The organism is Streptomyces sp. NPDC031474, assembly GCF_055581185.1.
Genome location: NZ_JBVIJX010000020.1, coordinates 122252 through 146260, shown reverse-complemented (window position 1 = coordinate 146260; position 24009 = coordinate 122252). Strand labels below are relative to the sequence as shown.

The window sequence follows — 24009 nt, the reverse complement described above, 5'->3', positions numbered from 1 at the left end:
GACAGCCAATCGGAGGAACACGGTCGGGCGACGGCTCGTTACTCGCCAACGAAGTTCAAAGCAGAAGCAAAGCCGCACACCCACTGCGGCCACAGCTCACGGTGTTACGCCGTTCGCCGCCCGCACCCCACCCCGGAGGCACGTAACCATGACACCCACCCCCTTCGCATCCCCGTCCCGCCGCACGTTCCTCGGCGGCACCGCCCTGGCCGCCCTCACCCTCACGGCCACGACGACCCCCGCCACCGCCGGCACCCTCACCCCCACCCCCTCCTGGCCGACCGAGTACCCCCTCCCCGACGGCTGGCTCCCCGAGGGCATCGCCATCGGCGGCAAGCCATACGCCTACCAGGGCTCCCGCGCCAACGGCGGCATCTACCGCACCGACCTGCGCACCGGCGAGGGCAGGGTCCTGTACGCGGGCGGCGCCGGACAGGTCGCGGTCGGCCTGAAGCTCGACCACGACGGCCTGCTGTACGTGGCGGGCAGCACAGGAGTGGCGCGCGTGGTCGACGCCCGCACGGGCACACTCGTGACGACCCATCAACTCACCCAAACCGCAGGTCACTTCATCAACGACGTGACCCTGCTTGGCGACCGCGCCTGGTTCACCGACTCACAGGACGCGGTCCTGTACGGCGTCCCGCGCGGCCACGCCGGCGGCGACATCCGCGCACTCCCCCTCACCGGCGACTGGGTCCAACTCCCCGACGTCATCAACGCCAACGGGATCGTCGGCACGCCGGACGGCCGCGGCCTGATCGTCGTCAGGAGCACACCGGGCGAGCTGTACAACGTGAACCCCAGCACGGGCCACGCCACCAGGATCAAGCTGGTCGGCGCGCCGGACGTCGTCAACGGCGACGGCCTCCACCGCATCGGCCGCACCCTGTACGTCGTCCAGAACCGCCTCAACCTGATCAGCGTCTGGTCCCTGGACCGCACGGCCACCACCGCCACCCTGACCCGCACGATCACCGACCCCCGCTTCGACGTCCCCACCACGGCCGCCCGCTACGGCAACCGCCTCTACCTGGTCAACGCCCGCTTCACCAGCCCACAACTCCCGAAGACGACGTTCACGGCGGTGGCGGTACCGATCTGACGCCACCGCAACCCGTCACCCGGGCGGGTGACATCATGAACGCATGACGACGACCATCACCGCCGCCCGAAAGGCAGATGGCGCGTAGCCGCCCCGGCGCGCTACGCGCCCGCCGGTCTCCCGGCCTCCGCACCCGCAAGGCCCCCCAGCCGACACGCATCCGCGGCCTCTCCGCCCGCACCAGCCGCGCGATCCACCACGTCGAGCACGAGGGCGGCGACTTCCACCTCTTCCCCGGCGCGACAGCGAGCGCCCTGCACCGCTACCGGTCTTCATTCGCAGTGCATCGGCCTTCAGGCCGGTGGTGAAGCGAATCTGACGGTGGCGACGCGGAGCGTCGCAGAGTCAGGTCCGGCGGAGCCGGAGACCGCGTTTCGCCTGCGGCGCGGAGCGTCGGGAGGGCTTTCCCAGACGGGGCCGGTGGTGCTCACACGGGCCGGTTCTGCTGTTCGATGTACTGCCTGACCACGGAGAGCGGGGCGCCGCCGACGGTTCCGGCGAAGTAGGACCCGGACCAGAGTTTGTTGGCCCGCCAGTAGTGGCGCACCAGATCGGGGAACTCCTGGCGCAGGCGGCGGGACGAGACGCCCTTGAGGGAGTTGACCAGCTTGGTCACGGCGACCTTGGGCGGGAAGTTCACCAGCAGGTGGACGTGGTTGTCCTCACCGTTGAACTCCACCAGGTCGCACTCGAAGTCCGTACACACCGACCGCATGATCTCCTCCATCCGCCTCAAGTGGGCATCGGTGAACACCTTGTGCCGGAACTTGGTCACGAAGACCAAGTGCACATGCATCACGAAAACACAGTGCCGACCAGTTCTGATCTCCCGCATCTCACCCATAACCCAAGTATGTAGGGTGACGGCCATGCAGCTCAGGTACAGCTTCCGCCTGTACCCGGACACCGGCCAGCGGACCGCGTTGGCGAAGGCGTTCGGGTGCGCCCGTGTCGTGTTCAACGACGCCGTGCGTGCCCGTGAAGACGCCCGTAAGGCCGGGCAGCCGTTCCCGACGGCCAGTCAGTTGTCTCGGAAGCTGATCACCGAGGCGAAGCGGACAGCCGGGCGGTCCTGGCTGGGCGAGGTCTCCGCAGTGGTGCTCCAGCAGTCCCTACGGGACGCCGAGAAGGCGTACCGCGGCTTCTTCGCCTCCCTCAAGGGCACGCGCAAGGGACCGAGGGTGGGCCCGCCACGGTTCAAGGTCCGCAAGGACACACGGCAGTCGATCCGGTTCACCGCCAACGCCCGCTGGAACATCACCGGCAGCGGCCGTCTGAACCTGCCGAAGATCGGCGCGGTGAAGGTGAAGTGGTCCCGCACCCTGCCCGCCGCCCCCACCTCCGTCACCGTCGTCAAAGACGCCGCAGGCCGGTTTTTCGCCTCCTTCGTCATCGACACCGACCCCGCCGCCGACGCGGCCCGAATGCAGCAGACCGACGGCAGCATCGGCATCGATCTCGGCCTGACCCACTTCGCGGTCCTCTCCGACGGCACGAAGATCGACTCCCCGCGCTTCCTGCGGCGTGCGGAGAAGAAACTGAAGAAGGCCCAGCGGGAGCTGTCCCGCAAGCAGAAGGGATCAAAGAACCGGGCCAAGGCCCGTCTCAAGGTCGCCCGCGCCCACGCCAGGGTCGGCGACGCACGCCGTGAGTTCCACCACCAGCTCTCCACGAAGCTGATCTCCGAGAACCAAGGGATCGCTGTGGAGGACCTGTCGGTGGCGGGACTGGCCCGCACGAAGCTGGCCAAGTCCGTGCACGACGCCGGCTGGTCATCGTTCATCAGCATGCTGGAGTACAAAGCAGAGCGGTACGGCCGCACCCTGGTCAAGATCGGCCGGTTCACACCGACCTCCCAGACCTGCTCCACCTGCGGCGTCAAGGACGGGCCCAAACCCCTGAACGTCCGGGAATGGACCTGTAGCAACTGCGGCACCGTCCACGACCGGGACACCAATGCCGCGATCAACGTGAAGACGGCCGCCGGACTGGCGGCATCGGCCTGCGGAGCGCCGGTAAGACCAGGAGCGATCCCGGCACAGCGCGAAGAAACAGGAAGCCATGGATTCCCGACCGAACCCCGTGCCGCGTAGCGGCACAGCAACGATCGGGAAGGCCAGAATCCTCGGGCTTCAGCCCGAGGTGCAAGTCAAAGCCGCCACCTGGACCGCGACGGAGACGGAGTCGGCTGCGAATAGCGACACCCGCACAGGTTTGCCGAACCAGCAACAGAACCCGAACGAACCGAAACACCGCCGAAGGGCTGTCCCGTCGCCCGCCGGCCGTATCCACCAGAGAGGGGCGGCACCTCATACCCGAGGTACCGCCCCACACCACGTCCACCCACTCTCCGTCAGTCCCGCCGAATCAACTCCGGATCGATCCGCCGCCCGATCAACGGCAGGGATCCAAAGGCGGCGACCGCAACGACTCCGAGAGCGGAAGCCACCAACAGCGGCACACCGGCCCCGTCCCAAAAGACCTCGCCCCCGCCGCTGACGAGATAGCTGGACTCAGCCGCCTTCCCTGTGACGACCGCCAACACCAGGCCCGCCGCGAGTGGCAACACCACCTGCGCCACCTGCACAGCCCTCAACGTACGAGGCCGCGCACCGAGGAGAGACAGGGCGGTCACCTGCGGTCGGCGCTCGACCGCGCGGTCGGTGGCAGCCACGAGGTAGGCGGCTACGCCGATGATGAGGCCGAGGACCATGCCCATGGCGAGGATCGACTTGACGACGGTGATCTGTTGGAAGGCAGTAACCACAATGCCGGGTGTCATCACGTTGGCGGTCGGATCGACAGCGCCAATGTTGTCGAGGACAGACCGGACGGTCTGGGGCGCTGAGCTGCTGACCAAGGTGAGGCTGGCCCCCTCAGGTCGGAAGCCATCAGGCAGGAAAGAGGGCGGCACTACGACGTCGCTGCTACTCAACGCCGAGAGTCCTGGTTCATCCCGATAGATCACCTGTTGCTTCGGCACTCGAACCGTCATCACGCGCCGCTCGCCTTTGTCATTCCTGAGGTGGAAAGGGAAGCTCGCACCAGGCTTACTGTCTTCGTTGTACGTCGCCCGAGGGTTTACAACTCGAAAAGGCTGTCCATCCGTGCATCGCCCGAGTTCAGGCACCATCCCTCGAAGTTGACTGCACGTAGCAATCACGGCGGAGATTCTCGGTGGAAACTCGATTGCCGGATCTGCCCACGAGCTCGCTTCCACGCCATGCCCACGGACACCCGCTACCGTCTCAAACGCCCGCTGCCGATCTTGGGGGACACTGTCGAGAGACAGCATGTACGACTGCACAGGTGAAGTGTTCTTGGAGACTTGGTCCAGCTCGATGAGCACTCCTTGGGCGAGCGACGCCGCATAGACGAGCAACACCAAACCGGTAGCGACGCGCAGAGCCCCGCCTGGTTCCACCTCGTTACGTCTCATAGCCAGGCCGAGAGACAGAGAGTTGGTACGTGTCACCGTCCGGGACAGGCTCCGAGAAAGGATCGGGAGCGACAAAACGAGCCCGACCCCCACCAGCACCACGGCAAGCGGCATAAGGATCGACGAGACCGAGGTGTCTCGGGGCACGTGTCCCGTCGCGCCGGCGACGCAGTATCCGGCGACGATGCCCAGGCCTGGGAGGAGCGGCAGCAGCCCCCACTTCGCTGGCGGTTTCTCCACCGCGTTACGCCTCACGGCCAAGGGGTTCGCAGCAGCCTTTCTGGCTCCGACCGCGCCCGCGAACCAGGCGAGCGCCGGACAACCGATCAGGCAGATGAGGGTGGCGGACAGGGACAGCGATCCGTCTGACGGATACCAACGGAAGCCAGGAAGACCGACACGGGAGATGAGTTGGTTGGCCACCGCGTAGACGCCCAGGCCGAGCAACGCTCCGAGCAATGCCGCTGCGACCGTCTCAGCCGCGTTGACGCGCTGAACACCCTTCTTGCTCAGTCCGACCAGCCGCAGCGCGGCGAGCCGTCGGGCCCGCGCTGCGGCCGACAGCCGCGCACACACCGACAGGTAGACGGCCAACGGAAGAAGGACGACACCAGACAGCGTGAACCGCACGATGTCCAGCGTCGAGGGCTCCACCGTTTCGTGGGTTGTATATGGCATCCCGTAGGACGTCACGGGTTGCCCGCCCTTCAACTGGTCCCGGGCGACGCCGATGTACGCGTACAGCTCGTCTGGGTGAGCCAACCCTTGAGGGCCGATGAGTCCCCGTTCCCGCCCCGGCACGAGTTGGGCTAGCCCCGGCTCCTTCCTGAGCTCTTCGTGTAGCCGCGGCGACACGAACACCTCGCCACGAGCGGGCAGTTCACTCAGGCCCGGTGGGGGGTCAATGGCGAAGGCACCTGGCGCATGGAAGACGCGGGTCATGGGGCGGGATCCGTACGGGTCCGTCAGGCTGACCTCACGAGGTGCCCTGTTGGCGCCGACACAGAATTGGCGACCGCCGCGGCAATCCCCCTCACGTGCTGCCTTACGTCCGTCCTGCGCCGCCAGGATCCCTGGGATCGCAAGCACCATGGCCAAGCAACAGACACCGACGGCGCTGCCTCCGGCCATGAGCAAGAAGCGCACGCGGTTGCCTCGCCCACTGCCCATCAACAGCCTTAGGCCCAGCAAGAGTTCCTTCATGTCGCCTCCCGCGCCAGGACCGAGAGAATGCCGTCGCACATCGCATACTGACCGTCGGCTCGTGAAGCCACCTGCGCATCGTGCGTGACCAGCACCACGGCTGTCCCTTGGGAACGCGCCAGGGAGAGGAACTCCTCCAGCACAGCGGTGGCGTTCGCGCTGTCGAGCGATCCGGTCGGCTCATCAGCGAACACCACGGCCGGGCGATGCACCAACGCCCGTGCAACCGCCACGCGTTGGCTCTGCCCTCCGGAGACCTGCGAAGGTCGACGCTGCCGCAGGTCGGCGAGACCCAGCCGACCGAGAACCTCCCCGGCAGCGGTCAGCGCCTCCGCTTTGCGCTGACCGGCCAGGCGCAGCGGCAGGGCGGTGTTCTCCTCCACCGTCAGCTCCGGGAGGAGTTCGCCGTACTGGAAAACAAATCCGAAACGCTCACGGCGCAGCTTGCTGAGTTCCTCGTCGTCGAGTTCGCCGAGAACGCGTCCCTCGAAACGGACTTCACCGCGCGCCACGGGCAAGACCCCGGCAAGGCAATACAGCAACGAGGACTTGCCGGAGCCGCTCTGCCCGCTGATCGCCACGACTTCACCCCGGCGCAGGCTGATGTCGGCATTCCTGACAGCAGGTGTTTCTCCGTAGAAGAGGTCGACACCCGTGGCGGACAGGACTTCTGACGTGTTGATGATGGTTTCCCCTATGACGAGAGGGAGCCTAGATGCGGGCATCTGGGCTGGTGGGGTACAGAAGGCTTTTAGCGACCGCTCGAGAGGCTCTTGGTGTGGGAGCAGTTGTCGGGGTGCAGACTGCCGCGGTCACGGCATGCCTTGATCTCTGCGTTATTGGTGTAGCGCTGGGCGCCGTTCCAGTTCGACTGGTGCAGAGCGACCGTCTTCCGCTGCTTGCCGTTGTAACGCACCCACCCGTGCCCCTCGACCCGTACCAGCATGTAGACGTTGTGACCGTCTTCCGGGTCAGAGTCCTTCAAGTTACCTTTCCACTCGAAGGCACCATGGTTCTGACCTGCAGGATTGAAGCGATACTCACCCGCCAGGAAGTCAACGCCCGACGAGTGCAGATACGGCATGTTTCGCCAGCCCCCCGCACCAACTGCCGTCCCCGCCCCCATGAGAAACGCCCCCGCAGCCAGCACTCCGGCCAATACCTTCCGCATCGCACACCTCTCCGACCGCCCGGTAGCCCCGTCGACCACCACCGACCACAGAAAGTAGTCGGTCGATCACGTGCTGAAACCTTCAGTCGCTCACCCGCCATCACATCAGGTGATCGAAATCCAGACACCACCGCGCAAACCGCATCCGAACCAGCCATCGGGAGAGATATCGGGGGAACGAACGGCGCAACCCGCCCTGAACGGCAACACAAGAGGACGGCACCCCCGCACAGGGTGCCGTCCTCCTTGGTGCGCCGGAGCCGCCGCCGATCGGTGAGGGTCGGGGACCAGCGGCGGCTCCGGGGTTCATGGACCCCTCAGGCTCCTGGCCTCCGGGCGTCCGGGCCTCAGTCCTTTGCGGCCTCTCAGGGCCTCGGGCCTCCGGCTCAGCGGTGGTCGCTGCCCGTCGACTGCGTGGCCGCCCGGCCCGCTTCCAGGCGGGCCACCGGGATGCGGAACGGGGAGCAGGAGACGTAGTCCAGGCCTACCTCGTGGAAGAAGTGGACGGACTCCGGGTCGCCGCCGTGTTCGCCGCAGACGCCGAGTTTCAGGTCGGGGCGGGTCGCCCGGCCGGCCTCGGCCGCGGCCTTGACGAGCGAGCCGACGCCGTCCTTGTCGATGGTCTCGAAGGGGCTGACGCCGAAGATGCCCTTCTCCAGGTACGCCGTGAAGAAGGAGGCCTCGACGTCGTCGCGGCTGAAGCCCCAGACCGTCTGGGTGAGGTCGTTCGTGCCGAAGGAGAAGAACTCGGCCGCCTCCGCGATCTGGCCGGCGGTGAGGGCCGCCCGGGGGAGTTCGATCATCGTGCCGATCGCCAGCTTCAGGGCGACGCCCGTCGCCGCCTCGACCTCCGCGACGACCTGGTCGGCCTCCTCGCGGACGATCTCCAGCTCCTGGACGGTGCCGACCAGCGGGATCATGATCTCGGCGCGCGGGTCGCCCTTGGCGTTCTTGCGCTCCGCCGCCGCCTCCGCGATGGCCCGGACCTGCATCGTGAACAGGCCGGGGATGACGAGGCCGAGGCGTACGCCCCGCAGGCCCAGCATCGGGTTCTGCTCGTGCAGGCGGTGGACCGCCTGGAGCAGGCGCAGGTCGTTCTCGTGGGACTCCTGGCGGGACTCCGCCAGCGCCACCCGCACCGACAGCTCGGTGATGTCGGGCAGGAACTCGTGCAGCGGGGGGTCCAGGAGGCGGACCGTCACCGGGAGGCCGTCCATCGCCTCGAAGAGTTCGACGAAGTCCTTCTTCTGGAGGGGCAGGAGCTGCTTCAGGGACTCCTCGCGCTCCTCCTCCGTGTCCGCGAGGATCAGGCGTTCCACCAGCTCACGCCGGTCGCCGAGGAACATGTGCTCCGTGCGGCACAGGCCGATGCCCTGGGCTCCGAAGCGCCGGGCGCGCAGCGCGTCCTCGGCGTTGTCGGCGTTCGCGCGCACCCGCAGCCGTCGCTTGCGGTCGGCGAAGGCCATGATGCGGTGGACGGCCTCGACGAGCTCGTCGGCGTCGTCGGCGCCCGCGTGCATCCGGCCTTCGAAGTACTCCACGACGGGGGACGGGACGACCGGGACCTCGCCCAGGTAGACCTTGCCGGACGAGCCGTCGATGGAGATGACGTCGCCCTCTTCCACCACGTGGCCGCCCGGCACCGTCATCCGGCGGCGCTTGGTGTCGACCTCGAGCTCCTCCGCGCCGCAGACGCAGGTCTTGCCCATGCCCCGGGCCACCACCGCGGCATGCGAGGTCTTGCCGCCGCGGCTGGTCAGGATGCCCTCGGCGGCGATCATGCCGTCGAGGTCGTCGGGGTTGGTCTCGCGGCGGACGAGGATGACCTTCTCGCCCGAGCGCGACCACTTGACGGCGGTGTACGAGTCGAACACGGCCTTGCCGACGGCCGCGCCCGGGGAGGCCGCGATGCCCCGGCCGACCTTCTCCACCTTCGCGTCCTCGTCGAAGCGGGGGAACATCAGCTGGGCGAGCTGGGCGCCGTTGACGCGCTGGAGGGCTTCCGTCTCGTCGATGAGGCCCTGGTCGACGAGCTGGGTCGCGATGCGGAAGGCCGCGCCCGCCGTGCGCTTGCCGACGCGGGTCTGGAGCATCCACAGCTGGCCGCGTTCGATGGTGAACTCGATGTCGCAGAGGTCCTTGTAGTGGTTCTCCAGCGTCTCCATGATCTGCATCAGCTGGTCGTACGACTTCTTGTCGATGTGCTCCAGTTCGGCGAGCGGGACGGTGTTGCGGATGCCCGCGACCACGTCCTCGCCCTGGGCGTTCTGGAGGTAGTCGCCGTAGACGCCCTGGTGGCCGGAGGCCGGGTCGCGGGTGAAGGCGACGCCCGTGCCGGAGTCGGGGCCGAGGTTGCCGAAGACCATCGAGCAGACGTTGACGGCGGTGCCGAGGTCGCCGGGGATGCGCTCCTGGCGGCGGTAGAGCTTGGCGCGGTCGGTGTTCCAGGAGTCGAAGACCGCGTGGATGGCGAGGTCCATCTGCTCGCGCGGGTCCTGCGGGAAGTCGCGGCCGGCCTCCGTCTTGACGATCTTCTTGAAGCGGGTGACCAGCTTCTTCAGGTCCGCCGCCTCCAGCTCGGTGTCGACGGCGACCTTCTTCGCGGTCTTCGCGGCCTCCAGCGCGTCCTCGAAGAGCTCGCCGTCGACGCCGAGGACGGTCTTGCCGAACATCTGGATCAGCCGGCGGTAGGAGTCCCACGCGAAGCGGTCGTCGCCGGCCTGCTTGGCCAGGCCCTGGACGGACTTGTCGGAGAGGCCGATGTTCAGGACGGTGTCCATCATGCCGGGCATCGAGAACTTCGCGCCCGAGCGGACGGAGACGAGGAGGGGGTTGTCGGCCTGGCCGAGCTTCTTGCCCATCCGCTCTTCCAGGGCGGCGAGGTGCGCACTCACCTCGTCACGCAGTGCCGCGGGCTCCTCGCCGCTGTCGAGGTAGACCTTGCAGGCCTCGGTGGTGATGGTGAAGCCCGGAGGGACGGGAAGGTCCAGGTTGGTCATCTCGGCGAGGTTGGCGCCCTTGCCGCCGAGGAGGTCCTTGAGGTCCTTGTTGCCTTCGGTGAAGTCGTAAACGAACTTCACGCCCTCAACGCTCGCGGCCTGCTCGGTTACCGGGAGATCTTTGTTTTCCGACACGGGTCTCGACTCCTCGAGGACGCGGTGGCTGCCCTGACGGCCAGGAACATACCCAGATCAAAGGCGTCTGGGTACGTCTACTCGCGCGTCATGTGCTCGTAACCAGTCGTCCGCCAGCGGATCGAAAGTCAAGGCTTGGCAAGCCCAGAGCGGCGGATGTTTTCACTTCTTGAACGCAAGCACCTCCCACGCGCCTCACATCCCGCTCAGACGAGCGCCGTGTGGCACGATTGATTTCGATCGATGAACGATCAAGCGATGGCACTCAGTGCCACTCCTTGGAGAAGTGCAGCGACTCATGATCCGCTCATCTGAGCACTACCCCCCTCAGGGGTGGCGAGAATCACGCTTCCACAGGCCGCCCGATTTCACCATGCGGACGCGTCTCGGGACGGAAACCCGCCCGTCATGCCGCCGGCCTGCCGCCCGTCGTACGGCACGTCGCACGGCACGTCGTACGGCACGTCGCACGGCCTGTCGGCACGTCGCACGGCCTGTCGTGCAGCACGTCGCACGGCCCGTCGGGCGGCCCATCGTGCGGCCCGTCATACGAGCGTCCCTCACACCCCCAGCGCCAGCAACCGCTCCTCCACCCGCTCCGGCGCATACAGGTGCTCCACGACCAGCGCACCCCCTCCCACCAGGCCCGCCCGCTCCCCCAGCCGCGAGGTCACGACGTCCAGACGGGCCGTGGAGCGGGGCAGCGCCCGCTGGTAGAGCAGCTCGCGCACGCCCGTGAGGAAGGCGGTTCCGGCCAGATCCCCGGCGATCATCAGGACCCCGGGGTTGAGCAGCGTCACGACCGTCGCCAGGACGTCCCCGACGCGGCGCCCCGCCTCGCGGGCCAGCGCCGCGGCCTCGGGGTGCCCGGCGGCGAGCAGGTCGCGCACGTCCGAGCCCGAGGACGCCGGTATTCCCGACTCCGTGAGCCGCCGCGCCACGGCGCCTCCGCTGGCGACGGCGGCGAGACAGCCGTGGGAGCCGCAGCGGCACAGCGCCTCCGCGCCCACCCGGATGTGCCCGATGTCGCCGGCGCCGCCGTCCACGCCACGGAAGATCGAGCCGTCGACCACGACTCCGGCGCCGATGCCCGTGGACACCTTGACCAGCACGAACGCCGAGCAGTCCGGGTACCCGGTGCGCTGTTCGCCGTACGCCATGAGGTTGGCGTCGTTGTCGACGAGCACCGGGACCGCCGGCGCCCCGGTGCGTTCCGTGAACGCTCGCGCGAGGCGGCCCCGTATGTCGTAGCCGTCCCAGCCGGGCATGATCGGCGGCTGGACGACCCGGCCGGTCTCGCTGTCGACCGGGCCGGGGACGGCGAGTCCGATGCCGCAGACCTCGTCCGGCCGGTGGCCCGCCTTCTCCAGCAGCTCGGCGAACCAGCCGCCGAGTTCGCCGAGGACGGCGTCCGGACCGTCCTCGATGACCAGGGTGCCGCCGTGCTCGGCGAGGATCTCGCCGGTCAGGGTCAGCACGGCCGCCCGGGCGTGCCGGGTGTCCAGGTCCGCGGCCAGGACGACCGCGTGGGCGTCGTCGAACTCCAGGGTGATCGAGGGGCGGCCGCCGAGCGGGGAGTCGACCGGGCCGCCGGCGCCCTCGCGCAGCCAGCCCGCGCGGAAGAGGCGCTCCAGGCGTTGGCCCACGGTCGCGCGCGAGAGGCCGGTGGCCTGCTGGAGGGCGCCGCGGGTCGTCGCCCGGCCGCTGCGCACCAGTTCGAGCAGATCTCCGGCGCTGGCCTGGCTGCCTGCCCGGCCCGCCCTGCCGGTCCCGCCGGCACTGCCCGCCCTGCCGGTCCCGCCGGTCCGTCCCGAACGCCCGGTCATGCGCACCCCCTTGTGTTTCCCCAGCGTGCATTACATATTGAGTTTTGCGTGTTAAATAGACGTAACCCTACGGTAGCCACTGCCGAACCAGTCGGCCTTGTCGTCTTCGGGGAGCCCCGAGTGGATCGCACCGCCCAGCTCATCGCCCGCCCGGCGGAGTACGCCGTTGCATACGATCCGGCGGCTCCGCCGGGTTCGCCGCACCCCAGGTCGCTGCACACGCGGGCGGCAGCCGTGCTGGAGGGCAACTGGACCGGCGCGTCGACCGTGCCGTCGCGCCGGCTGTACCCGCACCAGTGGTCCTGGGACTCGGCGTTCATCGCGATCGGGCTCAGGCACCTCTCGCCGCGCCGGGCGCAGACGGAGCTGGAGACGCTGCTGGCCGCCCAGTGGGACGACGGGCGTATCCCGCACATCGTCTTCAACCCCTCCGTACCGCTCGACGCGTACTTCCCGAGCCCCGACTTCTGGCGCTCCTCGACCGCGGGGCGCGCTGCGGGCGCCCCGCGCACCGTACAGACCTCCGGCATCGTGCAGCCACCGGTGCACGCGCTCGCGGCCTGGCTGGTGCACCGCGCCGACCCGGGGCTCTCCCGGGCGCGCGGCTTCCTCGCCCGGGTCTACCCGCGGCTCGCCGCCTGGCACCGGTATCTGCTGCACCGGCGGGACCTCGGCGGGGGCGGGCTGGTGTCGGTCGTCCACCCCTGGGAGCAGGGCATGGACAACGCGCCGAGCTGGGACGCGCCGCTCGCCCGGGTCACCCCGGCCCCGGCCCGCTCCTTCCGGCGCGCCGACCTCGACCACGGCGCGGCCCAGGACCGTCCGACGGACCTGGACTACGGGCGGTACGTGCGGCTGGCGACGGAGTACCGGGACGGCGGCTATGCCGACGGGGGCGGGGAGTTCGCCGTCGAGGACCCCGCCTTCAACGCGCTGCTCATCGCCTCCGAACACGCCCTCGCGCGCATCGCGCAGGAGCTGGGCGCGCCGGCCGGCGCCCGCCACGCGCGCGCGGAACGCCTGACGACGGCCCTGGTCGAGCGGCTGTGGGACCCGAGGGAGGGCATGTTCTTCTGCCGGGACGTGCAAGGGGCGCGGGCCGACGGACAGGGCGGTCCGGGCGGTCCGGGCGATTCGGGTGATCCGGGCAGTGCGGGCGGTGCGGGCGGTGCGCTGATCCGTGAGCGTGGGGTCTCCGGGCTCGTGCCCCTCCTCCTGCCCGGGCTGCCGCGCGAGGTGGTGACGGCCCTCGTGGGGACCCTGCGCGGCCCGCACTTCGGGCTCGGCACGACCACCCGCCTCGTCCCCAGCTACGACCTGCTCGGCGAGGCCTTCGACCCGCACCGTTACTGGCGCGGCCCGGCCTGGTTCAACACGAGTTGGCTGCTGGAGCGCGGTCTGCGGCTGCACGGCCACCGGGCCGACGCGGACGCGCTGCGCCGGGCGGTGCTGGACATCGCGGTCGGCTCGGACTTCGCGGAGTACGTCGATCCGTACACCGGCGAGGCCTGCGGCGCGACCGGCTTCAGCTGGACCGCCGCGCTCACGCTCGACCTGCTGCACCGAAGCGACGCGGACCAGGCAGACCAAGCGGACCAAGCGGACCAAGCGACCGAAGTGAACCAAGTCAACCGAGTGAACCAGGCGAACAAGGCGAACAAGGCGAACGCTCTCAAGGGAGGGGACCGGGGATGACGGACCGGCATCATCTGCTCGTGTACGGCGGGACGTTCGCCGCCGTGGGCGACCACGGGGACATCAGCGGCGTACGGGGCTCCGGCACGGCCTCCGGGTCCCCGGAGGGGTTATTCGTCCGGGATGCCCGGCACCTCAGCCGCTGGCAGCTGACGGTCGACGGCGCCGTGCCCGAGGCGCTCGCGCCGGTCGCGGACGGGGACGTCACGCGATGCGTGCTCGTGCCGCGCGGCGGACGCAACGAGCCGCCGTCCTGCACCCTGTTCCGTGAACAGGCCGTCGGAGACAGCTCGTTCGTGGAGTCGCTGCGGATCGTCAGCAACCGGCCGGTGCCGACGACGGTCCGGCTCGCGGTCACCGCCGACGCCGACTTCACCGACCAGTTCGAACTCCGCTCCGACCACCGTACATACGCGAAGACCGGGGTCGTCCGCCGCCGCCAGGTCCTGGACAACGGCGTGGAGTTCACCTACCGGCGCGGTGAATGGCAGTCCCGCACGACGGTGACGGCCGAGCCCGCGCCGGACGGCGTCGAGGAGACCGGCACCGGGGCCCGCCGTCTGGTGTGGACGCTGGAGCTGGAGCCGCACGGCTCGGCCGAGTTGACCCTGCGGGTGATGGCCCGGCCGCACGGCGAGAAGCGGGCCCTGCGGGTGCCCCGTTCCCCGGCCGCGGTGGCCGAGCAACTCCGGGCGCAGGAGGGCGAGTTCATGGAGGGCGTGGCCTTCCCGACCGGCTGGCCCGAGCTGGCCGCCGCCTGCGTTCGCGGGCTCGCGGATCTGGCCGCGCTCCAGGTGCAGGCGACCGGGCCGGACGGCGAGGAGTTGCGCGTTCCGGCGGCGGGCGCCCCCTGGTTCCTGACCCTGCTGGGCCGCGACGCCCTGCTCACCTCGCTGTTCACCCTCCCCTACCGGCCGCGGCCGGCCGCCGCCACACTGCTGGCGCTCGCCGCCGGACAGGCGACCGAGACCGGCCGGGACTCGGTGTCCCAGCCCGGGAAGATCGTGCACGAGGTGCGGCACGGCGAACTGGCCCACTTCGGACAGGTCCCCTTCGGCCGCTACTACGGTTCGGTGGACGCGACCCCGCTGTTCCTCGTCCTGCTCGGCGCGTACGTCGAGCAGACCGGGGACGCGGCGACGGCCCACCGCCTGGAGCCCAACGCCCGCGCGGCGGTGGGCTGGATGCTGGACCACGGCGGGCTCACCTCCCGCGGTTACCTGGTCTACCGCGCCGACAACGGCGGCCTGGCCAACCAGAACTGGAAGGACTCCCCCGGCGCCATCTGCTCCGCGGACGGCACCCGCGCGAGCGGGGCGGTGATGGCGGCGGGGGCGCAGGGGTACGCGTACGACGCGCTGCGCCGTACTGCGTGGGTGGCGCGCACGGTGTGGCAGGACGAGACGTACGCGGCGCTGCTGGAGCAGGCCGCGGCCGATCTGCGGGACCGTTTCCAGCGGGACTTCTGGATGCCGGACCGCTCGTTCCCGGCGCTCGCGCTGGACGGCGAGGGCCGCCAGGTCGACGCGCTCGCCTCGGACGCCGGGCATCTGCTCTGGTCGGGTCTGCTGGACAAGGAGTACGGCGAGGCCGTGGGCCGGCGGCTGGTCGAACCCGACTTCTTCTCCGGCTGGGGCGTGCGCACCCTCGCCGCCGGGCAGGCGGCGTACCACCCCCTGTCCTACCACCGGGGTTCGGTCTGGCCGCACGACAACGCGCTGATCACGCTGGGGCTCGCCCGCTACGGCCTGCACGACGAGGCCCGTACGGTCGCCCACGCGCTGGTCGACGCGGCGACCGCGACCGGTCACCGCCTGCCCGAGGTGCTCGCGGGCTATGGCCGCGACACGCACGCGCAGCCGGTACCGTACCCCCACGCGTGCGTACGGGAATCCCGCTCGGCAGCGGCCCCGTTGGCGCTGCTCACGGCAGTCGGGGGCGCGTGACGTTCCCTCCCGGGAGGTGCTTGGCGTGACGTTTGCGCGGTGTTTGCCGAGCACAGGCCCAGGGGGCTGAACGCGGGCGAAGGGCAGGCCGTACGAAACTGTGGCGGATCCGACCCACACCGGATCCGCCGAACCGCCGGGCTTCGTACGGAAGGACCCTCGGGTGCCTGTCTCCACTCACTCATCCCAACACCCCGCCCCAAACCCCCCCGAGGACACCCCCGCCAACCCCCCGACCACCCCAGACCCGGCACCCCGGGAAACGGGGACCCCGGAGGCGGCGAAGCCCAGAACCACCGACGCCGAGACGTCTGTGCCGGGAACCCGGGAGCCGGAGGCCACCGAGGCTGAAGCACCGAAGACGACGGAGCCGAAGACCACGGAGCCGACAGCCCCGAAGCCCGAGACCACCGAGGCAGAGGCCTCGGTGCCGGGCCCCCGGGAGCCGAAGGCCCCTGAGACGACGGCCACGGAACCGGCGGCCTCGAAGGCAGAGGCCTCAGAGCGAGCGGTCACGAAGGCGAAGGCTGCTGAGACGGAAGCGCCGGAGACGACGGAGTCGGAAACGGCGTCCCCGGGCGGGACGACCCCGGAGTCGTCCGCGACGGAGCCGGACCCGGCGAAGCCGAAGACCACCGCCGGATCAGACGCGACGGAGACGGAGGCCCCCGCCGGATCAGGCGCGACGGACACGAAGGCCTCCGGCGAGTCAGGCGCGACGGACACGAAGACCACCGCCGGATCAGGCGCGACGGACACGAAGACCACCGCCGGATCAGGCGCGACGGAGACGGAGGCTCCCGCGGAGACGGCCCCGGCGAAGCCGAAAACCCCCGGCGAATCAGGCGCGGCGGACACGAAGACCACCGGCGAGTCAGGCCCGGCGGAGACGGAGGCTCACGCGGAGACGGCCCCGGCGAAGCCGAAAACCACCGGCGAAACAGGCCCGACGGACACGAAGACCACCGACGAATCAGACCCGGCGGAGACGGAGGCCCCCGCGGGGGCGGACCCGGCGAAGCCGAAAACCACCGGCGAAACAGGCCCGGCGGACACGAAGACCACCGCCGGATCAGGCGCGACGGAGGCGAAGGCCCCCGGCGAATCAAACGCGGCCGAGACGGAGGCTCCCGCGGGGGCTGTTTCGCAGGTTGGGGAGAGGCGGGGGCGGCGGGCTCGGGGGGGCAGGGGGTGGGTTGGGTCCTGGCGGGGGCGGCATCCTCGGGGTGCGCGGGTGGTGTGGTGGAGCGTGACGGTTCTTGCCGTCGTGCTGGTGCTCGGGGCGTTGGTGATGCCGAATCGTCTCTTCGCGGTTCATGTGAGCCAGTTCCTGCGGCTGCCGGGTGAGGCGATCATCGGTGCGGCCGTGCTGCTGGCGCTGCCGCGCCGGCCGCGGGTGGCGCTGGCGGCGCTGGCCGGCGCGGCGCTCGGGGCGCTGACCGTGCTGAACCTGCTCGACATGGGGTTCGTGGAGTACCTGGGCCGCGACTTCAACCTCGTCCTGGACTGGGGTCTGCTGGACGACGCCCAGTCCTACGTCGCGGACTCGATGGGCGGGACGGTCGCGCTCGCCGCGGCGATCGGCGTCGTCCTGCTCGTCGTCCTGGTCATGGTGATCATGGCGCTGGCGACGGTCCGGCTGAGCGGCATCCTGGTGAGCAACACCCGACAGGCGACCCGGGGCACGCTGATCGCGGGCACCGCCTGGATCACGTGCTCCGTGCTCAGTCTGCAGTACGCCGGGATGCCGGTCGCCTCCGACCGGGTCGCGCACACGGTCGCCTCGGAGGCGAGGCGGGTGCGCGACACCCTGCGGGACGAGGCCGCGTTCGGCAAGGTGGCCCGCGCCGACGCGTTCGGCGCCACCCCCGCCGACCAGCTCGTGCCTGACCTGCGCGGCAAGGACATGATCTTCACGTTCATCGAGAGCTACGGCCGCAGCGCCATCGAGGACCCGATCATGGCGCCGGGCGTCGACAAGACCCTCGACGTGAGCACGCAGGCCCTGACGAAGGCCGGCTTCCACGCGAAGAGCGGCTGGCTGACCTCGGCGACGTACGGCGGCAGCAGCTGGCTCGGTCACTCCACCACGCTGTCCGGGCTGTGGGTCGACAACCAGCAGCGCTACCGCACGGTGATGGCGAGCGATCACCTGTCGCTGACGAAGGCGTTCAAGAAGACCGGCGCCTGGGACACCGTCGGGATCATGCCGGGTGTGCAGAAGGGCTGGCCGGAGCAGAAGTTCTACGGCCTGGACAAGGTCTACAACGCCTTCCAGATGGGTTACCAGGGACCGAAGTTCAGCTGGTCGACCATGCCGGACCAGTACGCCCTGGAGGCGTTCCAGCGGCTGGAGCACAGCCGCACGGACCGTGACAAGCCGCTGATGTCGGAGATCATCCTGACCTCCAGCCACCAGCCCTGGGCGCCGATACCGAAGATGGTCGGCTGGGACGACCTCGGCGACGGCTCGGTCTTCGACGGCATCGAGAAGGCCGGCAAGAAGGCGTCCGAGGTCATCGCCAACAGCGCCAAGTCCAAGGAGGAGTACGGCAAGTCCATCCAGTACTCGGTGACCGCCCTCACCCAGTGGCTGGAGCGCTACGGCACCGACGACACCGTCCTGGTGTTCCTCGGCGACCACCAGCCCATAGCCCGGGTCAGCGGCAACAACGCCAGCCGGGACGTGCCGATCTCGATCGTCGCCAAGGACCCGAAGGTCCTCGACAAGATCGCCGCCTGGAACTGGACGGACGGCCTGAAGCCGGCCCACAACGCGCCGGTGTGGAAGATGAGCTCGTTCCGCGACAAGTTCCTGACGGCGTACGGGTCCACCCCACACCCTTCCGGGAACTGACCTCGCCCGCCGGAACTGACCTCGGTCGCCGGAATCGGTCCTGGCCGCCGGAACCGACCCCGGCCGCCGGGTCCGGTCTCAGCCGCCGGAGGTGTCCAGCTCCGCGTCCTCGCTGATCCCCGCGCAGTCGTAGGGGTCCTTCAGCCAGCCGTCCGGCAGGACGACCCGGTTGTTGCCGGAGGTGCGGCCGCGGGGGCCGTCGGCGCCGGTGGGCCAGGGCTGGTCGAGGTCCAACTCGTCCAGCCCTGTGCGTAGTTCCGCCAGCGAGGAGGTGATGGCGAGGCGCCGCCGCATCTCGGAGCCGACCGCGAAGCCCTTCAGGTACCAGGCGACGTGCTTGCGGAAGTCGATGACCCCGCGCGCCTCGTCGCCGATCCACTCGCCGAGCAGGGCGGCGTGCCGCACCATCACCTCGGCGACCTCGCGCAGGGTCGGCTCACGGAAGTCGTCCCGCCCCTCGAAGGCTGCCACCAGGTCGGCGAACAGCCACGGCCGGCCCAGGCACCCGCGCCCCACGACCACCCCGTCGCAGCCTGTCTCGCGCACCATCCGCAGTGCGTCCTGCGCCGACCAGATGTCGCCGTTGCCGAGGACGGGGATCTCCGGGACGTGCTCCTTGAGCCGGGCGATGGCGTCCCAGTCGGCGGTGCCGCCGTAGTGCTGGGCGGCCGTACGGCCGTGGAGCGCGATCGCCGTGACGCCCTCCTCGACGGCGATCCGGCCGGCGTCGAGGTAGGTGATGTGGTCGTCGTCGATGCCCTTGCGCATCTTCATCGTCACCGGGAGGTCGCCGGCGCCCGACACCGCCTCGCGCAGGATCGCCCGCAGCAGGTTGCGCTTGTACGGGAGGGCCGAGCCGCCGCCCTTCCTGGTGACCTTCGGGACCGGGCAGCCGAAGTTCAGGTCGATGTGGTCGGCGAGGTCCTCTTCCGCGATCATGCGGACGGCCTTGCCGACGGTGGCCGGGTCGACGCCGTACAGCTGGATCGAGCGCGGCTGCTCGGTCGCGTCGAAGCGGATCAGCTGCATGGTCTTCTCGTTGCGCTCGACCAGCGCCCGGGTCGTGATCATCTCGCTGACGAACAGGCCTTTACCACCGCTGAACTCCCTGCACAGGGTGCGGAAGGGCGCGTTGGTGATCCCGGCCATGGGGGCCAGGACGACGGGCGGCTGGACGGCGTGCGGGCCGATCTGCAAGGGGGACGCGGGCGTGGGCATTGCCCCATTCTCACGCACCGGACGGAGTGCCGCGAAATTCATTAGTTAGGCGTACTATTCACGCATGCCTGAGCTCAGCCCCCGACGACGCCTCCTCGTCCTCGCGATCTGCTGCATGAGCCTGCTGATCGTGAGCCTCGACGTCACCGTCCTGAACGTGGCGCTGCCCGCGATGCAGCACGACCTTCACGCCACGACCGCCGGCCTGCAGTGGACGATCGACGCGTACACGCTGGTGCTGGCCGCGCTGCTGATGCTGGCGGGCTCGACCGCCGACCGGATCGGCCGCAAGAAGGTCTTCATGGCCGGCCTGGTCGTGTTCTCGCTGGGCTCGCTGCTGTGCTCGCTCGCGCCGAGCCTGGAGCTGCTGATCGCGGCCCGCATGGTGCAGGCGGTCGGCGGTTCGATGCTGAACCCGGTCGCCATGTCGATCATCACCAACACCTTCACCGACCCGCGCGAGCGCGCCCGGGCGATCGGCGTGTGGGGCGCGGTGGTGGGCATATCGATGGCCGCGGGCCCGCTGCTGGGCGGACTGCTGGTGGAGTCCGTGGGCTGGCGCTCCATCTTCTGGCTCAACCTGCCGGTCGGCCTGCTGGCCCTGCTGGCCACCCTGCGCTACGTCCCCGAGTCCCGCGCGCCGAAGGCCCGCCGTCCCGACCCGGTCGGCCAGCTGCTGGTCATCGTCCTCTTCGGCTCCCTGACCTACGCGATCATCGAGGCGCCGGAGGCGGGCGCCGCCACGAGCGGTCCCTTCGCCGCCGTCGCTCTGGTCGCGCTCCTCGGCCTCCTGCGGTACGAGCCCCGACGCGCTGAACCCCTCATCGACCTGCGGTTCTTCCGCTCGGTCCCGTTCAGCGGGGCGACGGTCGTGGCGATCAGCGCGTTCGCCGCGCTGGGCGGGTTCCTGTTCCTGTCCACCCTGTATCTGCAGAACGTGCGCGGCCTGGACGCCCTGCACGCCGGTCTGTGGATGCTCCCCATGGCCGTGCCGATGTTCCTGTGCGCGCCGCTGTCCGGGCGGCTGGTCGGCAGCCGGGGGCCACGCCTGCCCCTGCTCGTCGCGGGCGTGGCGATGACGACGAGCGGTCTGCTGTTCGCCGCCTTCGACGCGGAGACGTCCGATGGGACGCTGTTCCTCGGGTACATGCTGTTCGGCGTGGGCTTCGGTTTCGTGAACGCGCCGATCACGAACACGGCGGTGTCGGGCATGCCGCGCAGTCAGGCGGGGGTCGCGGCGGCCGTCGCCTCCACCAGCCGCCAGCTCGGCCAGACCCTGGGCGTCGCGGTCGTCGGCGCGGTCCTGGCGGCGGGCGTGAGCACCTCGTCGTACCGCGAGACCTTCGTCTCCGCCGCGGTCCCCGGCTGGTGGATCCTCACCGGCTGCGGCCTGGCCGTCATCGTCCTGGGGGTCGTCACCACGGGTCCCTGGGCCAGGCGTACGGCGGAACGGACCGCCCAGCGCCTTCAGGCCCCGGAGATCCGGGAGGCGACGAGCATCAGGGCGTGAGCGCGCCCCGGGCGCGCGCGTGCAGCTTCTCCAGGCGCTCGCGGGTCTTCTGGTCCACGGGCGCGTAGGTCACCATGCGGGCTCCGTTTTCCGGGTTCAGCCACAGGTCGGTGTGGGTGACGGTGAGGAGGCCGACGTGGCGGTTGCGGAACTGCTTGGTCTTGCCGCGGGACCCCACGACCTCGTAGCGCTCCCAGTTCTCGCGGAACTCCGGGGACTCCGTCTGCAGACGTTTGACCAGCATCTTCCAGGCGGGTTCGGAGAGGTGGCCGGCCATGGAGGCACGGAGTTTCGCTGCCATCAGGCGCATGGACTCGTCGAGGTGGACGACCGACTCGCGCCACTGCGGATGGGTGTGGATGAGGATCATGCAGTTGCGGTCCTCGGGCGGCACGGCGTCGAGGTCGCAGAGCAGGTGGGCGTAGGTGCGGTTGTAGGCCAGGATGTCGTAGCGGCTGTTCTGGACGCAGGCGGGCAGCGGGTCGAGCTGGTCGAGCAGCGTGCGGACGGCGTCGGAGATGCCGGTGCAGGAGGAGGCCGGGGTGGGGTCGGCGGAGCCGGCGAGCTGGAAGAGGTGGGCCCGCTCGCTCGGGTCGAGCTGCAGGGTGCGGGCGAGGGCGTCCAGGACCTGCACCGAGACATGGATGTCCCGGGACTGTTCGAGCCAGGTGTACCAGGTGACGCCGACCGCCGAGAGGTGGGCGACCTCCTCACGCCGAAGTCCTGGCGTGCGGCGGCGCGTTCCGCGGGGGAGGCCGACCTGTTCGGGCTTGATGCGCTCGCGGCGACTGCGCAGGAAGGCGGCCAGTTCGTGCCGCCGGACCTCCGAGCCGACGGTCTCGCGGGGCGGCGTCCCGGTGGGCGACCCGGTCGGCGACCCGGTGGGCGTCTCGTAGGCCATCGTCGTCATGCCTCCAGCGTGCAGCCGCCCGGACCCTGTTGCCAGGTACTCCTTGTACCAGGATAAGGACACTCTGGTACCCGGTTGAGGGGCGGCGCAAGCTCGACGGCGTGACCGAGACAACGACTACCACCACGACTACCACCACGACCGCCGCCCGGACCACCGCCACGGCCACCAGCCCACCGGGCGACCGCACTTCGGCACCGGCCCACGCCCTCGGCTCCCTCGGCTCCCTCGGGCTGTTCACCGTGCTGCTCGGCGCGGCGCTGCCCCTCATCGACTTCTTCATCGTCAACGTCGCCCTACCCACCATGGGCCGGGACCTCGCCGCGAGCGAGTCCGTCCTCGAACTCGTCGTCGCCGGGTACGGGCTCGCGTACGCCGTGCTGCTCGTCCTCGGCGGCCGGCTCGGCGACCTGTTCGGCCGGCGCCGGCTCTTCCTGGGCGGCATGGCGGCCTTCGGCCTGACCTCGCTGGCCTGCGGGCTCGCGCCCGACGCGTGGTCGCTGGTCGCGGCGCGGGTCGCGCAGGGCGCGTCGGCCGCCGCCATGGTCCCGCAGGTGCTCGCCACCATCCAGTCCTCCACCGAGGGAACCCGCCGCGCCAAGGCCATGAGCCTCTACGGGGCCACGGCCGGGCTGTCGATGGTGGCGGGCCAGATCCTCGGCGGGGTGCTGGTCGCGGCGGACATCGCGGGCAGCGGCTGGCGTTCGGTCTTCCTCGTGAACGTCCCCGTCGTCGTCGTGGGACTGTTCCTCGCCGTCCGCACGGTCCCCGAGACCCGCTCCCAGCGCCCCGAACCGGTGGACGCCCCCGGCACGGCCCTGCTCGCCGTCGCCCTGCTGACGCTGCTCGCCCCGCTCACCGAGGGCCGCGCGGCGGGCTGGCCGCTGTGGACGTGGCTGTCCCTGGCGGCGTTCCCGCTGGTCGCAGTGGCCTTCTATGTCGTCGAGCGCCGCGCCGACCGCAACGGCCGTACCCCTCTGGTCCCCCCGAGCCTGCTCGAACTCAGCACGCTGCGGCGCGGTCTGACGCTCATGGTGCCGTTCTCGATCGGCTTCAGCGGGTTCATGTTCGTCGTGGCGGTGGCGCTGCAGAGCGGGGCTCGCCTGGGCCCGGTCCAGGCCGGTCTCGCCCTGGCCCCCATGGCGGTGGCCTTCTTCGCCGCCTCGCTCGCCGGTCCGCGGCTGGTCGCCCGGTTCGGGGCGCGGGTGGTGACGGCGGGGTCGGTGCTCCAGGGCGTCGGAATCCTCCTGATCGTGCTGACCGTGCGCGCCGACTGGCCGGACCTCGGCTTCGTGGAGCTGCTGCCGGGCGCGGCGGTCGCCGGTGCGGGGCAGGCGCTCCAACTGCCCGTCGTCATGCGGATCGTGATGTCCGAGGTGCCGCCGGCCCGTGCGGGCGTCGGCAGCGGCGTGATGGTGACCACCCAGCAGACGTCGCTGGCGCTGGGCGTGGCCACTCTCGGCACGCTGTTCCTCTCCCTGGTCCCGGGGATGGGCATGCGCGACGCCCTGGTGACCACGCTGGCCGTGCAGTTGGCCGGGGTGGTCGTGACGGGGCTGCTGAGCCTGCGGCTGCCGCGCAAGGTGGGCTGAGTGCGGCGGCGTTCGGGGAACGGCTCGGACAACGCGGGGGGCCGGACCCCCTGTTGATGTTGGTCTTGCTGCACACTCCTTCCTGCACACTCCTTGCCGCGCGGGCAGACCCGATGCCCCAGGAAGCTCGGACGCTGGAGGCGTCATGCTGGAGATCAACACGAGCAGGGTGAGTCGCTGGGACCAGCACGGGCGGGAGCACGTCGTCAGGGTGCAGCGGGCCGGAGTACAGCGCACGATCAGGTGTGACACCTGCGGCTGGCGCAGGGCGGCGCAGTTCCTGCCCTGGCTGAAGGCGCAGGAGCACCTCGCCGAGGCGCACCAGGCGACGGTGGACCCCACGGAGGGCCGCGACCCGCGATGACTTCCGGCCGTCCGGGGAGTCGTAGCGGTGAAGCGAAGG

At 70.2% G+C, this 24009-nt stretch carries 16 protein-coding genes and 2 pseudogenes; 9 read left to right on the top strand and 9 right to left on the bottom strand.

What is annotated here, in order from left to right; all coding sequences use genetic code 11:
* Nucleotides 1–148 precede the first annotated feature (148 nt).
* Nucleotides 149–1105: an SMP-30/gluconolactonase/LRE family protein gene (locus ACZ5SK_RS36675; RefSeq protein WP_468577050.1), complete on the top strand. Its 957-nt coding sequence runs from the start codon at nt 149–151 to the stop codon at nt 1103–1105.
* Between the two features lie 427 nt (nt 1106–1532).
* Here the strand turns inward: ACZ5SK_RS36675 and tnpA are convergent, their stop codons facing one another.
* Entirely contained in the window at nt 1533–1949 is a 417-nt protein-coding gene (tnpA, locus tag ACZ5SK_RS36670; RefSeq protein ID WP_334579993.1) for an IS200/IS605 family transposase, read from the bottom strand.
* A 25-nt stretch (nt 1950–1974) separates the two neighbouring features.
* On the opposite strand from tnpA, the gene ACZ5SK_RS36665 reads away from it, so the two are divergent.
* Together ACZ5SK_RS36665 and ACZ5SK_RS36660 are read left to right on the top strand one after the other, a co-directional pair.
* A complete protein-coding gene (locus ACZ5SK_RS36665; protein ID WP_334579992.1) occupies nt 1975–3198 on the top strand; it encodes an RNA-guided endonuclease InsQ/TnpB family protein in 1224 nt (407 codons plus the stop codon).
* A 36-nt stretch (nt 3199–3234) separates the two neighbouring features.
* A pseudogene (locus ACZ5SK_RS36660) lies at nt 3235–3303 on the top strand (excalibur calcium-binding domain-containing protein); the annotation flags it as partial.
* Between the two features lie 155 nt (nt 3304–3458).
* On the opposite strand, the gene ACZ5SK_RS36655 reads toward ACZ5SK_RS36660, so the two are convergent.
* The 5 genes from ACZ5SK_RS36655 to ACZ5SK_RS36635 form a co-directional block, all read right to left on the bottom strand.
* Nucleotides 3459–5747: an FtsX-like permease family protein gene (locus tag ACZ5SK_RS36655; protein WP_334579991.1), complete on the bottom strand. Its 2289-nt coding sequence runs from the start codon at nt 5745–5747 to the stop codon at nt 3459–3461.
* Nucleotides 5744–6472 carry an ABC transporter ATP-binding protein gene (locus ACZ5SK_RS36650; protein ID WP_334579990.1) on the bottom strand — a complete coding sequence of 243 codons (729 nt, stop codon included), beginning with the start codon at nt 6470–6472 and terminating at the stop codon, nt 5744–5746. Before ACZ5SK_RS36650 ends, ACZ5SK_RS36655 begins: the two co-directional genes overlap by 4 nt.
* Before the next feature lie 26 nt (nt 6473–6498).
* Entirely contained in the window at nt 6499–6732 is a 234-nt protein-coding gene (locus ACZ5SK_RS36645; protein ID WP_334579989.1) for a hypothetical protein, read from the bottom strand.
* A gap of 572 nt (nt 6733–7304) precedes the next feature.
* Complete coding sequence (gene ppdK / locus ACZ5SK_RS36640; protein ID WP_334579988.1) at nt 7305–10052, bottom strand: pyruvate, phosphate dikinase; 2748 nt, start codon at nt 10050–10052, stop codon at nt 7305–7307.
* A 560-nt stretch (nt 10053–10612) separates the two neighbouring features.
* On the bottom strand, nt 10613–11884 hold the full coding sequence (locus tag ACZ5SK_RS36635; RefSeq protein ID WP_457495717.1) for an ROK family protein: 1272 nt from the start codon (nt 11882–11884) through the stop codon (nt 10613–10615).
* 114 nt (nt 11885–11998) lie between these two features.
* Here ACZ5SK_RS36635 and ACZ5SK_RS36630 point away from each other — a divergent pair, with 114 nt between their 5' ends.
* Entirely contained in the window at nt 11999–13573 is a 1575-nt protein-coding gene (locus ACZ5SK_RS36630) for an MGH1-like glycoside hydrolase domain-containing protein (protein ID WP_334579986.1), read from the top strand.
* Nucleotides 13570–15519 (top strand): amylo-alpha-1,6-glucosidase, encoded by a 1950-nt coding sequence (locus ACZ5SK_RS36625; protein WP_468577046.1) that lies wholly within the window; start codon nt 13570–13572, stop codon nt 15517–15519. The genes ACZ5SK_RS36630 and ACZ5SK_RS36625 overlap by 4 nt, the downstream gene beginning before the upstream one ends.
* 177 nt (nt 15520–15696) lie before the next feature.
* On the opposite strand, the gene ACZ5SK_RS36620 is transcribed toward ACZ5SK_RS36625, so the two are convergent.
* Entirely contained in the window at nt 15697–16254 is a 558-nt protein-coding gene (locus ACZ5SK_RS36620) for a hypothetical protein (protein WP_468577083.1), read from the bottom strand.
* A 469-nt stretch (nt 16255–16723) separates the two neighbouring features.
* Here ACZ5SK_RS36620 and ACZ5SK_RS36615 point away from each other — a divergent pair.
* Nucleotides 16724–18376, top strand: a pseudogene (locus tag ACZ5SK_RS36615) (alkaline phosphatase family protein); the annotation flags it as partial.
* Nucleotides 18377–18454: 78 nt separating this feature from the next.
* Here the strand turns inward: ACZ5SK_RS36615 and dusB are convergent.
* Nucleotides 18455–19594 (bottom strand): tRNA dihydrouridine synthase DusB, encoded by a 1140-nt coding sequence (dusB, locus tag ACZ5SK_RS36610; RefSeq protein WP_361706697.1) that lies wholly within the window; start codon nt 19592–19594, stop codon nt 18455–18457.
* Between the two features lie 64 nt (nt 19595–19658).
* Here dusB and ACZ5SK_RS36605 point away from each other — a divergent pair, with 64 nt between their 5' ends.
* The gene (locus tag ACZ5SK_RS36605) at nt 19659–21104 is read left to right on the top strand and encodes an MFS transporter (protein ID WP_334579983.1); all 1446 of its coding nucleotides are present in this window, start codon (nt 19659–19661) and stop codon (nt 21102–21104) included.
* Here ACZ5SK_RS36605 and ACZ5SK_RS36600 read toward each other — a convergent pair.
* Nucleotides 21094–22014, bottom strand: coding sequence for a helix-turn-helix transcriptional regulator (locus tag ACZ5SK_RS36600; RefSeq protein WP_361706694.1), 921 nt, complete (start codon nt 22012–22014; stop codon nt 21094–21096). The two genes, ACZ5SK_RS36605 and ACZ5SK_RS36600, sit on opposite strands and share 11 nt — an antisense overlap.
* Nucleotides 22015–22115: 101 nt before the next feature.
* On the opposite strand from ACZ5SK_RS36600, the gene ACZ5SK_RS36595 reads away from it, so the two are divergent.
* Both ACZ5SK_RS36595 and ACZ5SK_RS36590 read left to right on the top strand, forming a co-directional pair.
* The gene (locus ACZ5SK_RS36595) at nt 22116–23606 is read left to right on the top strand and encodes an MFS transporter (protein WP_334579981.1); all 1491 of its coding nucleotides are present in this window, start codon (nt 22116–22118) and stop codon (nt 23604–23606) included.
* Nucleotides 23607–23751: 145 nt separating this feature from the next.
* The gene (locus tag ACZ5SK_RS36590; RefSeq protein WP_334579980.1) at nt 23752–23970 is read left to right on the top strand and encodes a hypothetical protein; all 219 of its coding nucleotides are present in this window, start codon (nt 23752–23754) and stop codon (nt 23968–23970) included.
* Nucleotides 23971–24009: the final 39 nt, after the last annotated feature.